Origin of the sequence: Litoribacter ruber, assembly GCF_018500185.1 — a bacterium.
Lineage (GTDB): Bacteria > Bacteroidota > Bacteroidia > Cytophagales > Cyclobacteriaceae > Litoribacter > Litoribacter ruber.
The window spans coordinates 26,916-41,114 of sequence record NZ_JAHBGI010000012.1; the positions used below are offsets into that span (position 1 = coordinate 26,916).

General features: G+C 42.7%; 10 protein-coding genes. 6 read left to right on the top strand and 4 right to left on the bottom strand.

Annotated elements, in window-relative coordinates; all coding sequences use genetic code 11:
- Window positions 1–131: 131 nt before the first annotated feature.
- From sdaAB to KIH41_RS14980, 3 genes are read left to right on the top strand one after another with little or no spacing between them, the layout of a single operon-like run.
- Window positions 132–809, top strand: a complete 678-nt coding sequence (gene sdaAB / locus KIH41_RS14970) for an L-serine ammonia-lyase, iron-sulfur-dependent subunit beta (protein WP_213945684.1) — start codon at window positions 132–134, stop codon at window positions 807–809.
- Between the two features lies 1 nt (window position 810).
- Complete coding sequence (locus KIH41_RS14975; RefSeq protein ID WP_214162902.1) at window positions 811–2,154, top strand: TolC family protein; 1,344 nt, start codon at window positions 811–813, stop codon at window positions 2,152–2,154.
- 4 nt (window positions 2,155–2,158) lie between these two features.
- A complete protein-coding gene (locus KIH41_RS14980) occupies window positions 2,159–3,472 on the top strand; it encodes an efflux RND transporter periplasmic adaptor subunit (protein WP_213945682.1) in 1,314 nt (437 codons plus the stop codon).
- A 52-nt stretch (window positions 3,473–3,524) separates the two neighbouring features.
- Here KIH41_RS14980 and KIH41_RS14985 read toward each other — a convergent pair whose 3' ends face one another.
- Window positions 3,525–4,628, bottom strand: coding sequence for an alanine racemase (locus KIH41_RS14985; RefSeq protein ID WP_213945681.1), 1,104 nt, complete (start codon window positions 4,626–4,628; stop codon window positions 3,525–3,527).
- Between the two features lie 168 nt (window positions 4,629–4,796).
- Here KIH41_RS14985 and KIH41_RS14990 point away from each other — a divergent pair, with 168 nt between their 5' ends.
- Both KIH41_RS14990 and KIH41_RS14995 read left to right on the top strand, forming a co-directional pair.
- Complete coding sequence (locus KIH41_RS14990) at window positions 4,797–7,952, top strand: AsmA-like C-terminal region-containing protein (RefSeq protein ID WP_213945680.1); 3,156 nt, start codon at window positions 4,797–4,799, stop codon at window positions 7,950–7,952.
- 295 nt (window positions 7,953–8,247) lie between these two features.
- Entirely contained in the window at window positions 8,248–8,460 is a 213-nt protein-coding gene (locus KIH41_RS14995; RefSeq protein ID WP_213945679.1) for a hypothetical protein, read from the top strand.
- A gap of 77 nt (window positions 8,461–8,537) precedes the next feature.
- On the opposite strand, the gene KIH41_RS15000 is transcribed toward KIH41_RS14995, so the two are convergent.
- On the bottom strand, window positions 8,538–10,607 hold the full coding sequence (locus tag KIH41_RS15000; RefSeq protein ID WP_214162903.1) for a S9 family peptidase: 2,070 nt from the start codon (window positions 10,605–10,607) through the stop codon (window positions 8,538–8,540).
- 191 nt (window positions 10,608–10,798) lie between these two features.
- Here KIH41_RS15000 and mscL point away from each other — a divergent pair, with 191 nt between their 5' ends.
- The gene (mscL, locus tag KIH41_RS15005) at window positions 10,799–11,215 is read left to right on the top strand and encodes a large-conductance mechanosensitive channel protein MscL (protein ID WP_214162904.1); all 417 of its coding nucleotides are present in this window, start codon (window positions 10,799–10,801) and stop codon (window positions 11,213–11,215) included.
- 41 nt (window positions 11,216–11,256) lie between these two features.
- On the opposite strand, the gene KIH41_RS15010 is transcribed toward mscL, so the two are convergent.
- Both KIH41_RS15010 and KIH41_RS15015 read right to left on the bottom strand, forming a co-directional pair.
- Window positions 11,257–13,353 carry a ComEA family DNA-binding protein gene (locus KIH41_RS15010; RefSeq protein WP_214162905.1) on the bottom strand — a complete coding sequence of 699 codons (2,097 nt, stop codon included), beginning with the start codon at window positions 13,351–13,353 and terminating at the stop codon, window positions 11,257–11,259.
- On the bottom strand, window positions 13,350–14,174 hold the full coding sequence (locus KIH41_RS15015; RefSeq protein ID WP_246539157.1) for a PorV/PorQ family protein: 825 nt from the start codon (window positions 14,172–14,174) through the stop codon (window positions 13,350–13,352). Before KIH41_RS15015 ends, KIH41_RS15010 begins: the two co-directional genes overlap by 4 nt.
- Window positions 14,175–14,199: the final 25 nt, after the last annotated feature.

The window sequence follows — 14,199 nt, forward strand, 5'->3', positions numbered from 1 at the left end:
TATAAAGCTAACGTTAAATAATTATAAATAACCTAGCTCTAATATTTATATAAGACCATTAATTGAATATTAATCATTTAATTGAAAAATAGTTGCTAGATTAGCACAGTTATAGTAAAATTTGTACCCAAATGGCAGGAAAAAGTAGTGTATTCGATATGATTGGACCAGTGATGATAGGCCCATCTTCATCCCATACGGCAGGTGTGGTTCGGATCGGGCGTGCGGCTATCCGTGTGTTGGGCGGTATACCCGATGAAGCCCTGATAACTTTCTACAATTCTTTTGCCAGAACTTATGAAGGCCATGGCAGCGACAGGGCCATAATTGGAGGCTTGCTGGACATGAAGACAGATGATGATAGAATCAAGACTGCCTTTGAGGTAGCCAAAGAAAAGGGCTTGCAATATTCTTTCAAATCTATTGGAAATGCATCTGTTTACCATCCCAATACTGTAAAAGTTAACCTGACCAAAGGGACCAAAAAAGTAGAGGTGATTGGTGAGAGCTTGGGAGGAGGGCTGATCAATATTTCTAAAGTAGATGGTTTTAATGCCGACTTTTCTGCCCAAGCGCACACTCTTATTATCAAGGCCCAGGATGTCTCTGGTGCAATTGCCTTTATTTCCAGCGTAATTGCCCAAGAAAAAACCAATATCGCCACCATGTCCGTATCCCGAAAAGGTAAAAATGACATTGCCTGTCATGTGATCGAGATGGATTCTGGCCTTCAACCCATCACGATCGAATATTTGAAAAGCCTTCCTTGGATCAAGGAACTGATTTATATCCCAGACATAGATTTATAGTATGAAGAAAGTTTACTTTTTGTTTAGTTTACTTCTGTTAGCCGGTCAACTTAGAGCCCAAGACTACCAAGTTACGGACCTGACCCTGCAGGAGTGTATCGAGATTGCTCTCGAGAACAATATCAACCTACAGCGGACCGAGCTCAATTTGGCCAATACAGAGGCAGCCCTGTTGGAGGCCCGCGGGAATGTTTTACCATCTTTTAGTTTTGGGTTTGCGCCCCAAATCAGATGGGGTCGAAATATTAACCCAGTGACCAACCTCTTCGAGACCAGAAGAATCGGGGCGGTTAATATGGTAGCAAATTCTAACGTGACTTTATTCGCCGGTAGGCAGATCCAAAACAGTATCAACCAGGCCTTGACCAATGTGGAAGCAAGTCAATTTGATGTGGAGGCAAGCCGCAATGATATCACCTTAACGGTGATCAATCTCTTTGTCAATGTGGTTTTTGCCAAAGAGCAATTGAACATTGCCCAAAGTCAACTGAAAACTGTAGCTGAGCAACGTGACAGGACGACCAGACTAGTGGAGGCAGGTTCTTTGCCAACTGCGGAAAGACTGGATATCGAAGCCCAGACTGCCACAAGTGAGCTTGAGGTAATCAATGCCTCAAACAACCTTCGATTGGCACGTCTGAATTTGGCTCAGATGCTTCAGGTGCCATTCTCAAATGAATTTGATATCAGCTTTCCAGATCTGGAAGCAGAAGACTATAATTTAGCCGAAACGGATGTCAACCAAATCTTTGCCATTGCCTTGGAAACCATGCCACAGGTAAGGGCAGCAGGGCTGGGGGTTGAGGCATCGGAATTCGGTGTTAAGGCCGCAAAAGGAGGCTTTTATCCAACCTTGTCTTTGGGAGGAAATGTATTCTCCAACTATATTGATCAGCCTTCCCTGCCAAATTTTGAAATCAATCCGTTTTTTCAGCAGATTGAAAATAACCTAGCCCAGCAGGTTACGTTAAATTTAAATATTCCGGTATTCTCTAATTTCCGGAACAGGGCCAACCTTCAGCGTGCCCGAGTGCAGCGCAGAATGAGCGAGCTTCAGCAAGTGGAAACCCAGAACCAGTTACGCCAGGATATCGAAACAGCTTTCACAAATGCCATGGCCTCCCGCCAGGCTTACCGAAGCTCCCAGAGAAGGGTGAGTTCCCTTGAAGAAGCCTTCCGCATGTCCCAGCAGCGGTATGACGTAGGCGGTATCAATGCCGTTGATTTCCAGATTGCCCAGAACAATCTGTTCAATGCGCAAGCAGATTTGATCAATGCAAAATACGAATACATTTTCCGGGTGAAAGTCCTGGATTTTTACTTAGGCAATCCCATTTCATTATAATACCATGGCAAAGAAAAAGAAATCCAATAAATTGATATTCATCCTACTCGGGGTAGTGGGCGTATTGTTACTTTTTATCATCATCGGCAGATCAGCCGGGTGGATTGGTGGAGAAAAGGAACTTGAAGTCGAGGTGGCCGAGGCAAACCGAAAGACTATCATTGAAAAAGTAAGTGCCTCAGGGGTGGTCCAGCCTGAGATTGAGGTGAAACTTAGCCCAGACGTGGCTGGTGAGATTATTAACCTAAATGTCAAAGAAGGAGATTCGGTGCGTGTAAATGACCTTTTGGTGAAGATCCGCCCTGACAACCTGATTTCTGCCCTGGGTAGAAGTGAGGCCAACTTGAATCAAAACAAGGCCAATTTAAGCCAAGCTAGAGCCCAGCTGAAGAGAGCTGAGGCTGTATTTAATAGGGCGGAACTGGAGTTTAAAAGAAATGAGAAGCTTTATAAAGATAAAGTGATTTCGGATTCGGATTTTGAGCAGGCCAATGCTGATTTTCTTTCTGCCAAAAATGACTTGGAAGCTGCTCAGCAAAATGTGATTGCAGCCGAGTACATCGTGAAAAGTGCCCAGGCGACTGTGGATGAAGCAGCGGAAAACCTGCGCTTGACCAATGTGTATTCCCCGATGAATGGAATAGTTTCCAAGTTGTTGGTTGAAAAAGGGGAACGTGTGGTAGGTACGCAGCAAATGGCCGGTACGGAAATGTTGAGATTGGCCGACCTTTCCCAAATGGAAGTGAGGGTAAATGTGAATGAAAATGATATTGTTCGGCTTTCCTTGGGCGATACCACTATTATAGATGTGGATTCCTATTCTTACAGCAACAAGAAGTTTACAGGGGTAGTTACCTCAATTGCCAATTCTGCAAACGAAAAAGCCAATCAGGATGCCGTCACCGAATTTGAGGTTCGTATCAGGATTTTGAATGAGTCCTATCAGGACTTGATTTCCGAAAAGAACAGGTATCCTTTCCGTCCTGGAATGACAGCCAGTGTGGAAATCATTACCAACAAAAAGCAAAATGTATTAGCTGTGCCTCTTGCAGCAGTCACTACTAGAGAAGGCCAAGTGAGAGAAGGAACCGACGGTAGACTGAAGGAACTTGTGTTTGTAAAAGATGGCGACAGGGCCAAGAGGGTAGAAGTCACCACGGGTATTTCAGATTTTGATAACATTGAAATTATTGAAGGCCTAGAAGAAGGTCAGAAGATTATAAGCGGACCTTATTTTATAGTCAGTAAACAAATTGAGGATGGCAAATTGGTGAAAGGTAATACTCCAACAGCCGAGCGCACTACCGCGTCTAGATAAATGAAAAAAAAGGCTTTCAATCACTGAAAGCCTTTTTTTATTATCAATTTTTCTATTTCATTGTACCCTCCAAATGGTCGATCAGGTCATTGTCCAAGGTCCTGTAGCTTCTCATGCAATCCGCTGTCATGCAGCTGTGGATGGGTAGAATACCAATCACATCACCTATTTTTATCCGCTCCATCAATGCGTCGGGAGCATGGATGAGCCCATGTTCTTGGGAAATGCTTTTCAGGAATGCCCTTTCGGCTGGAATTATCCATTTATCTTTTTCAAACAGTACTACTTCCCCGAAATTTTTAACCTCATTATCATTGAGCACATCTTTGGACAAGTGGACCCCGCCACCGTGTATCAATATTTCATTCTTGCCAACTTTCACATCCACCACAGGTGAAGCCAGCGCTACCGCTATGTCCTCTTTGTTGCAGCTGCCGATTGCTGCTTGGGTAAGGTCGTAAAAGACAAAATTTCCAGGTCCCAACTCATCAATATGGTCAAAGTTTTCCATCAGTGAAGCACTTGGAGTGTCCCCTGACCTGCACACCAATTCGGGATATTGACTTTGGTATTTGGCCTTCAGAACTCGAAACGCCTCTTGGTTTTCTTTGTGAATCTTTTTGATTCCCTCCAAGTTAGCGTGATAGGTGTGGCCTGCATGGATATAAAAACCTTTAAAATTCATGTTTTTATTCTCAGCGATGACCCTCAGGATGTTGTCAATTACCTCAAAGTTTTCTACTGGCACTCCGGTCCGACCGTATCCAGCGTCAATTTCAATGAAAAACCCGATGGACCTTTCTACTTTTTGGGATACCAGCCTTGCTACTTCCTCATTTACCAATTGGATAGAAACGGGCTGCCCCTGCATCAAGGATAGATCTTCGATGAGGAGTGGGTTGAAGGGGAAAGCAATATGAATGTTTTTAAAGCCCCTATCTCTAAAATAAAATGCCATTCGAAAGGATGAGACCGAAATTTCATCAATTTCATAGTCTTTGCACCACTCTGCCACTTTTAAAGATTGGTGGGTTTTAAAATGAGGTGCGAGTTTGAGGTTTAGAGATTTAGCTTTCACAGCCATCTTTTTCAAATTTCTTCGACAAATGGCCTCATCTAATATCAAAGTTGGGTTTTTAATCTGAAAATCAAGCATATAGTAGGTCTATTAGGTTTGGTTGAGGTCGTTTCTTTTCTTAAAAATCTGTAAAAATTACTGATTTCTAAAATTCTAACCCTATTCTTTAATTGTAGTTCTTAATTTTGGTAAAAAAAATCTATCTCCACTAATTTACGTTAACATTTTGGGGGAAGGGTAAATACCATGAGTAAGAAAATAATCATCATCATACTGGCCATCATCTTGGTGCCAGTGCTGCTGCTTGCCGGCACGATCGCCGCAGTATATTATAATCAACAAAAAATAGTCCAACGAGCTCTAATCACTGTCAATGAAAGTTTTGACGGGGAGTTGACTATTAAGGGAAGCCACATTTCTCCCTTTGCGAATTTTCCCTATATCTCCATCGACTTGGAGGAAGTGGCGTTTTATGAAAACAAAGCAATGGACACCCGCCCGCTATATACGGCTAGCGATGTGTATGTGGGTTTTGACATCAAAGATATCCTAGCGGGCAATTATAGCGTCAAGAGTATAAAGGTTAAAAATGGGCATCTGGATGTGGTCAGATATGAAAACGGAGATATCAATTTGCTTTTGGCAAAAGGGTTGGGAGAAGATGCTGAGCCGGAAACCAATGAGGCCTTCAATGGACAAGTTGAGTTGGAGTCCTTAAAAATTGATGGTTTTGAAATCTCTTATAAAGACCTTTCTTCCGCTCAGGTAATCTTGGCTCATATCAAATCGGTAGATACCAAACTGAAGTATAGTGCTGACCACTTCTACATAGATTTGGCATCTGATTTCCTATTGGATATTGTAGAAAATGGGCAACCTACATTTTTTGCCAACAAACATCTGGATATTGATCTCCACTTGGACTATGATATGACTGAGGAATTGGTCACCGTTCTAAAAAGTCAGGTGATGTTGGAACAGGCGCTGTTTTCTTTGGAGGGGTTGGTGGACATGGATGATGATATGGACATGGACCTCAAGTTTTATGGTGAAAAACCCGATTTTAATATTTTCGCTGCATTTGCGCCTGCGGAAATAGGGGAGGCTCTCAAACGCTATAGGAATGAAGGTCAGATTTATTTTCTGGGCAGTGTCAAAGGCAAGTCTGCAAACGGAAATATCCCGGCCGTATCGGTTGAATTTGGCGCCGATAACGCCTATTTCCTCAATACTGAAATGAACAAAAAAGTGGATGATTTGGCCTTTGCGGGTTATTTCACCAATGGAAAAGAGAGAACCTTGGAAAGCTCTGAGTTAAGGCTACAGAGGTTTACAGCGAGACCTGAGGAGGGCATCTTTGAAGGTAAAATGATTGTTAAAAACTTCAAAGATCCTTTTATCAAAGTCAACTTGCATGCTGATCTTGACCTGGAGTTTATCGGCCAATTTCTACAAGTGGAAGGACTTGAGAGGATCAAAGGACAAGTGCTTCTGGATATGGACTTTGACGAGTTGATTGACCTAGAGCTACCGGGTGAAAACCTGGCCCAACTAAAGCAGGGTATTGACAGTGAGTTGACCATCAAAAACCTAAGCTTTAACATTCCTGATTACCCCCATCCAATCCGAAACGCCAATGGCCATGCCGTGATGCGTGACGGCAAAATCGAGATGGATAACCTTTCATTTAACATCGCCGGGTCCGATTTCAAATTTACCATGGGACTAAGTGATTTCCCAGCCCTGTTTCACCAATATGATCAGATAGTAAACTTGGAATTGAATGCCAACTCCAAGAAAATTGACTTTCCTGAGCTGCTTTCATTTGATTCAGCACTACTTGCCATCACTGATGAGGTGATTGATGATTTTGAAATCAAATTGGCCTTTGAGGCAAATGCCAAGGACCTTTGGAACTTTGAGCACCTTCCAAAGGGTGAGTTTTTCATCAAGGATTTCCATGCAAAATTGAAAAACTATAGCCATGCCCTTCATGATTTTCATGCGGACTTGATTATCACCGATAGCTCGTTTTTGCTAAAAGATTTCTCTGGGTTCATTGATAAAAGTGATTTCCATTTCACAGGAAAGCTTGACAACTACAGGAAATGGTTTCAGGAGGTCAAAAAAGGGGACACCAAGTTTGAATTTGATTTCCATTCGGATTACCTTCAGCTCGCAGACCTGCTTTCCTATGATGGCCAAAATTACCTGCCTGAAGATTATAGAAACGAAGAGTTGAGAGGCGTAAAAGCGCATGGGCTTTTGGACTTGCACTATGATTCGGTTTTCCATTCGCTGGATTTTTACCTTTCGGGCTTCCAGGGCAAAATGAATGTCCACCCTTTGAAGTTTGAAAATTTCAAAGGCAGGGTGCATTATGAGGATGAGCATCTTTTGGTGGAGGGCTTTGAAGGCAAAATGGGAGCAAGTGATTTCAAAATTGACTTGGCTTACTACCTCGGGGAGGACAGTACCATCCGAAAGAGGGATAATCACTTTAGGTTTGTCGCAAAGGCGCTGGATCTCGATGCTCTGATGAATTATGATATTCAAGCCGACACTTCCCATGAGGATGCCTTTAATATCTTTGATTTGCCTTTTACCGACATGAAGTTTCAGGCTGAAATTGGAAAATTGAATTACCACACCTACTGGTTGGATAACTTTAAAGTGAAAGGCAGAATCCAAGAAGATCACTTCATGTACTTGGATACACTAGGAGTGAATGTAGCAGAGGGCTGGCTTGGTATGAAAGGATACTTCAATGGTTCAGATCCTAAAAATATATACTTCAACAGTACCTTGCAGGCGGAAAGGCTTGACCTTGATAAATTGCTGATCAAGTTTGAAAATTTTGGACAGGATTATTTCATCAATGAAAATATTCACGGAAAAGTCAGCGGGACCATCACCAGCAATTTTCTTGTACATCCTGATTTTACACCTATTCTGGAAAAGAGCGAGGCCCATATGGACCTGAGAATTTATGAGGGTAGCATCAATAACTTTGCACCCCTGCATGCTTTATCTGATTATTTTAAGGATAAGAATCTCAATATGGTCAGGTTCGATACCTTGGAAAATGCGATGGACCTAAAAGAAGGAGTCCTGTCTATCCCCAAGATGAACATCAACTCCAGCCTTGGTTTCATAGAGTTGTCAGGTAAACAAAGCCTTGACCTCAGCATGGATTATTTTTTGCGGATTCCGCTTGGCTTGGTGACCCAAGTTGGCTTCAGGTCCCTTTTTGGCGGCAAACGCAAAGAAGAAGTGGACCCTGAGCAAATCGACGATATTGTCTACCGCAACGAAGACCGCCGCGTCCGTTTTCTTAATATCAACATGAAAGGTACCCCTGATGATATTCAGGTGTCACTGGGGAGGGATAGGTCGAATTAAGGGTGATTTTCAGCAGTTTAAAATTTGATCAAAAAAAAATCAAAAAATCTCAAAATTTTTTTCAAAAGATTTTTGGGGTGAAATGCAATAAAGTTTTGGTGTGTTACAAAAATAAATTTATGTAACAATAGTTGGTGAATTGTGTCAGTATTAGGTTGATTGTTTTGGGTTTTTGGTGTTTTGGAAATAAAAATTTTTGTTTCATATTAGTGTCGTAATCAAAACCAAATGGGAATATCACCCAGGATTTGATACCCTAAATAAGAATCTTTTTAAAACATTAACGTACCATACTATGAAAAACTTTAAGAAAATTGCTCTGGTTAATTTTTACGCACTAGTAACTGTCGTAGCTATCTTTGCTGCCACCAAGATGTTGGGCATGGAGTTCGGATTCACCGCTTCTTCTCTTGTACCCACAGTTCTTTTGCTAGTTGTTCCTCAGGCTGGTTTTATCTATTACCTGACCAAGGATTATAGCCCAAAGAGACAAGAAGCCATCGCATAACAATCCTTTTACTTTAACCCAAAAAGCCCCAAGTAGCAATACTTGGGGCTTTTTTGGTTTTAGGAATAAGCTTTTGATCAGTCCTTGATGTTGGCCAATTTTAGAATAAATGCATACTCCATGGCCAATTCTTTGAGGCTGTTGAATCTTCCTGAGGCACCTCCGTGGCCGGCATCCATATTGGTGTAAAGGAGAAGCAGGTTATCATCGGTTTTCAACTCCCGAAGCTTCGCGGCCCATTTGGTGGGCTCCCAATATTGAACCTGGCTGTCATGTAGGCCAGAAGTGATCAATAAGTGGGGATAGTCTTTAGCCTCAATGTTGTCGTAGGGAGAGTAGGAGAGCATATAGTCATAATACTCCTTATTTTTTGGATTACCCCACTCGTCAAACTCCCCAGTGGTCAATGGAATACTCTCGTCTAACATGGTAGTGACCACGTCCACAAAGGGAACGGCTGCAATGATCCCATGATATAGCTCAGGACGCATATTCATCACAGCGCCCATCAGAAGGCCTCCTGCGCTGCCTCCCATCGCATAGAGGTTCTGCGGGGAAGTGTATTTTGCCTGGATCAAAAACTCAGAGCAGTCGACAAAGTCCTGAAAGGTATTTTTCTTTTGGAGCATTTTGCCGGTTTCATACCAGTTTCGGCCCATTTCCTGACCGCCTCTGATATGGGAAATAGCAAATACAAATCCTCTGTCCAACAAGCTCAGCCTGCTGGAACTAAATACTGGATCAGTACTGTACCCATATGAACCATAGGCATATTGTAGCAAAGGGTTTTGCCCGTTTTGTTTGAAAAGATCTTTTTTGTAGACAATTGAAATAGGAATTTGGGTTCCGTCCACGGCAGTTGCCCATTCCCTTTTCGCTTCGTAATCGCTTTGCTCAAAACCTCCCAAAACTTCCTGCTGCTTGAGCAAGTACCTTTCACGACTCTCCATGTCATAATCAAACGTGGAGGCTGGGGTAGTGAGTGAATTATAACCAAATCTCAAGATGTGGGTGTCAAACTCGGGATTGTGCCCTATCCAGATGGTGTAAGTTTCTTCATCAATCTCAATGAAATGGTTGGACCCATTTCGCATATGGCGGATCTGTATGCGCGAAAGGCCGTTGTTTCTTTCTTCAAGCACCAAGTGGTTTTTGAAAACCTCAAATCCCTCCAAAAGGACATCCTCACGATGGGGGATAATCTCTACCCAATTTTCGATGGATGGTTGGTCTACAGGAGCCTTGTCAAGCTTGAAGTTTGTAGCCTGATGGTTGTTTAGAATCAGAAAATGGCCGTTGAAATGTTCCACTTCATATTCCAAATCTCTTTTTCTCTTTTGCACCAAATGGATAAGTCCATGGGGGTCATTGGCATCAATAAACCTGTACTCGGAAGATACAGTGCTTTGAGATCCTATAAAGATGTATTCTTTGGATTTTGATTTCGCCACAAATGTGGTGAAAGTGTCATCTTTTTCCTCATAGACCAACTCATCCTCCTCTTGGGAAGTGCCCAGAGTGTGCTTATATATCTGAAATGAGCGCAAGGTATCTTGATCCTGTTTAGAGTAAAAAACAGTCTTGTTGTCATTGGCCCAAACAAAGTTTCCCGTAACTTCAATGATTTCATCAGCCAAAAAATCACCAGTGCTTAGGTCTTTAAATCTGAGGGAATAAATTCTCCTCCCGATTATATCCTGAGCAAAGGCCATCAGGTTTTGGTTTGGGGCCACACCTACAGCACTCACATTAAAATAGTCAAAGTCCTCAGCCAAAACATTTTGGTCCAAAATCACTTCCTCATCCGCTTCCAATGTCTCTTTTTTCCGGCAAAAAACCGGATACTCTCCACCCTTTATATATTTGGTGTAGTAATAATAGCCATCCTTGAAATAAGGAACACTCTCATCATCTTCCTTCACCCGTCCTTTCATCTCCAAAAAAAGTTTTTCTTGCAAGCCCAAAGTATCAGCCAACTGGGCATCCAAGTAGCTGTTTTCCTCATTGAGATAGTTGATCACTTCCGGGTTGGATCGGTCATTCATCCAGTAGTAGTTATCTACTCTGGTGTGCTGGTGCATGGAAAGGGTTTTAGCTATTTTTTTAGCCACTGGCTTATTGAGAAGGTGGGTTTCCGTAATGTTCATATAGGGATTTCGGTCAACTTTTACTCTAACGTTGCGACAAAAATAAATAGTTCGATTCGGATTATTTAGATTAAGTAAAAATAATTTGAGTATAGATTGATCTTTTGCGTTTTATTGAAATTTGTTTTTAAATGAGTATATTGAGTTGTTTTATTATTTGTTAGACTCATTTTTAACCAAACATTATTTTTATGACATTTATCAAAGAGTTTAAAGAATTTGCTCTTAGAGGCAATGTGGTAGATTTGGCTATAGCCGTAATTATTGGAGGAGCTTTTGGTAGAATAGTTACATCCATGGTCAATGACATCATTATGCCTCCCATCGGATTGGCACTGGGTGGGGTGGACTTTAAAGATCTCATGGTAGTACTGCGGGAAGCTTATATTGATCCCGCAGGAGAATCCATCAGTGCAGTCACCCTCAATTATGGCAATTTTATTCAGCAGGTGGTTGACTTTCTGATTATTGCCTTTATCATTTTTATGATAATCCGCTCTATGGCAAGGTTGCAGAAAAAAGAGGAGGCAAAACCAACTCCGCCACCTGCGCCTTCGCGTGAAGAAAAGCTGTTGGAGGAAATCAGGGATTTGTTAAAAAGACCTTAAAAAATTAACTAGGGGAGTTGTCTACTATTTTGACAACTCCCTTACTTATTAAAAGCATACCGGAGTTGCAAGGTACTTTCGGTAAGTGTTGAGCCGTTGATTTCCTGCAGGCCAGAACTGATTTTATCCCTGTCTGTAAAAGATGTGCGGGCTAGTCGTCCCCATACCGTAAGTTTAGGACTGATTTTATATTGGCTTAACAGGTAGTAGCGTATACCCTGACCATAATAGGCAGGGATGGAAAAGGCCCAAAGTACATTTTTCTCGTACACATACTGCCTGTTGTCATAATCATCAGTATCAAAAAGAGCTACCCTACCACTAAAGGAGGCTTTTTGGGACTTGAAAGTCAAGTCCTGCAAAATGGTGTATCCTTTAGTTTTTTGTCCCTCAAAACGATAACTGCTAAACTGGACCCGGGACTTTATGCTCCAATTCCTGTCTAAAACCATGTCTAAGCTTGTGGTGGAGTTGAATCTTTTGGCGCTTGAAAGAATATGGCCGGAAGGACCTGCCGGTGCCGCTCGATGATTTCTTTCTTTACTCTCTTGCCTAGTTTGGACAAACATGGAGATCTGTCGGGAAGGCGAGTATGTGATCCGCTGAAGCCATTCATAGCCCTCGGAAGGCGCATAGGCCTGAAACCTAAGCCATGGAAACCTGAATTGGTCATAATACCCAGACCAGGTGACTTTTCGGATAGGCTTTGCCTGGAGACCTATGTAAAAGCCTGTTTCATTGATGGGGCGGCTCCCTTCTCCGAACCCGTTTCCGTAAAATGTATGGAAGTTTTTGGCATAATTTCTATAAAGGAGGGATAAGTCTACTTTTGGACTCAAACTGCTCATCAAGCCCAGTACTGTCCCCATACCACCACTTTTTGATCGTGCGGACTCCCCAAAGAAAAAATAATTTTGATAATTATAATTGAAATAAAAGCTGTGTATATGATTTTGCTTTCCTCTAAATTCAAACTCGTTATACACTCTTTCTTGTCTTTGAAAAGGCTGGCTGTATTCAGTGAATAGCGTGTTAATACCCATTTGGAAAGAACGGTTGAGTGACGCGTATTGAATATTCCCGCCTATATTGTTTTCCCGAAGTTGGGCTTTTTGGGCGATTTCATTGGAAGTACGGTGAAGGCCGCTCAGCGTGAGGGATGAAATGTAGGCTTCTTCTCTTTCAAGGGTGTCCAAACCTACCTGCAAATTGCCATCTCTAGGGGTGGAGGAGGCCAAGGCAGTGATTTCAAACCGGCCTTCCTTTCGGGTAAATGCCGCCCCTCGAAAATACCCAAATTCCAACACTGATGTATAGGGCCGGATGCCTAAAGAGCTCCTCCGGACGGTTGTGATTGCCTCTGCCCCCTTGCCTACAGAAAACCCCGAACCAAACACCAATCCCTGTCCAAACTGCAGCTGATAATCGCCCAAGGCCAAGGTTTTCCATTTCCCCTTGTTGTAGAGGGTGAAATGATAAGATAAAAAATTGAAACCATAGCGATTTGTGGGCGTGTCCCACGTAAATTGTTCTCCCGGATCTTTATCCAGCGTAAAGCCAACGCTAAAATCCTTGGTATGTTGCATCCTAAACCTTACATATAAATCGTTAGGATCACCCAAATAGCGGTTGGTCAACCTGCCATTGGAAAGGGTATCAGGCGGGGAATAACCCTTGCGGGGTTCCCAAACTCTCCGGTGACGGATCATTAGGTAATTCTCTCTATCACTTGCCATCCGACTCCAAAGGTTGCCAGTAAACTGGTGCTCTCGGTCTTCAAGCGTCACAAAAGGCAATAACTTATAAATGGTTTCCAAGTCAAATTCAGGGATTGCCTGAAGCTCATAAATGGTTAAAAATTGGCCAAAAGTATTTCTGTAATTTATGAATTCCGTGATTTGAAGGGGAGTTAATATGTATAAAGACTGAAGCTCCTCTGCGGAGACCTTATTCAAATGGACTGGGTTGAGAAGTAGCTGCAGGAGACCTTCATAGAGGTTTTCATAATCCAGTTCCTCATCCTGGAACGCAAACAGGTCCTCTGCAAACTGCTCCAGATCAATTTCCCTTGGCTTGTAAGTTTGGGCTAAAATTGGAAATGCTGCAAGGAAAATGAAAAAGGCCCAGCACCACCTCATTGTCCAAAGAGAAGGTTAAATGAGAAATGGTGCGTGAAGCCGAGTTTATAATTTTGGCTTAAGGCATAATCTATGTGGTATTTTCTAGGCCTGAATCCAATCCCAAAAAACAGGTTGTTGGGGTTGGTGTTGAAGCCAAGCCGGCCCTGAAGCTTCTCCTGCATGTTATATTCCATCCCGGCCTTAAATTGGGGTGGGAGCAAAATATCTTTCTCGGCTTCCACATTCAAGATTAGGGCATTTGAAGGCCGTATTGACAAGCCTGCTTTCACGAGGGTTGGGAAGGTATCATCGGTATAGCGGCTCATTTTGGCCCGAGTGAAGTTGTAAATGTGGGCTCCAAAGAATAGGTGAGGGGAAAGCTCCGCCACTCCTCCAAATTCAAAAATCGGCACACCACTTCGGCCAAATTCATCAATGTTGGTCTGCAGGTAGTTTGCCTTTACGCCAAAACTCGCAATCCCCAGCTTATTCGAAAATCCAAGTCCCAAATTCTGCTGGTTAAAAAGCTGTCCTCCGAAATGGCTGACATTGATTCCCAAGTTGCCTTTTGTAGTTACCATCGCCAAGCCTGCCGAGAGAGTTGAGAGTTCAGATAGGTTTAGGCGGTGATCAAATCCGAAGAAGGCCTGGGATTGCTCCAGCCTACCCAGTGCACCAATATTGTTGAAAAGACTATAGCCATCCACCAGCGTAACATGGGAGTTGCCCATCCCCATGCTCCGGGCACCAGATGGATAGGTTTCCATCCCTGATTGGGCTACAGATACTATTACACAGCAAGTCCATAAGGACAGGGTCATCCATGCGGTATGCCTCATAAAAAATGAAAATAGGAGTTGAGGA

Bases quoted from the DNA above. Each gene is read 5' to 3' on its own strand.
- KIH41_RS14985 (WP_213945681.1), bottom strand. From the start codon at position 4,628: ATGCTTGATTTTCAGATTAAAAACCCAACTTTGATATTAGATGAGGCC.
- KIH41_RS15010 (WP_214162905.1), bottom strand. From the start codon at position 13,353: ATGAGGTGGTGCTGGGCCTTTTTCATTTTCCTTGCAGCATTTCCAATT.
- mscL (WP_214162904.1), top strand. From the start codon at position 10,799: ATGACATTTATCAAAGAGTTTAAAGAATTTGCTCTTAGAGGCAATGTG.
- KIH41_RS14975 (WP_214162902.1), top strand. From the start codon at position 811: ATGAAGAAAGTTTACTTTTTGTTTAGTTTACTTCTGTTAGCCGGTCAA.
- KIH41_RS15015 (WP_246539157.1), bottom strand. From the start codon at position 14,174: ATGAGGCATACCGCATGGATGACCCTGTCCTTATGGACTTGCTGTGTA.
- KIH41_RS14995 (WP_213945679.1), top strand. From the start codon at position 8,248: ATGAAAAACTTTAAGAAAATTGCTCTGGTTAATTTTTACGCACTAGTA.
- KIH41_RS15000 (WP_214162903.1), bottom strand. From the start codon at position 10,607: ATGAACATTACGGAAACCCACCTTCTCAATAAGCCAGTGGCTAAAAAA.
- KIH41_RS14980 (WP_213945682.1), top strand. From the start codon at position 2,159: ATGGCAAAGAAAAAGAAATCCAATAAATTGATATTCATCCTACTCGGG.
- KIH41_RS14990 (WP_213945680.1), top strand. From the start codon at position 4,797: ATGAGTAAGAAAATAATCATCATCATACTGGCCATCATCTTGGTGCCA.
- sdaAB (WP_213945684.1), top strand. From the start codon at position 132: ATGGCAGGAAAAAGTAGTGTATTCGATATGATTGGACCAGTGATGATA.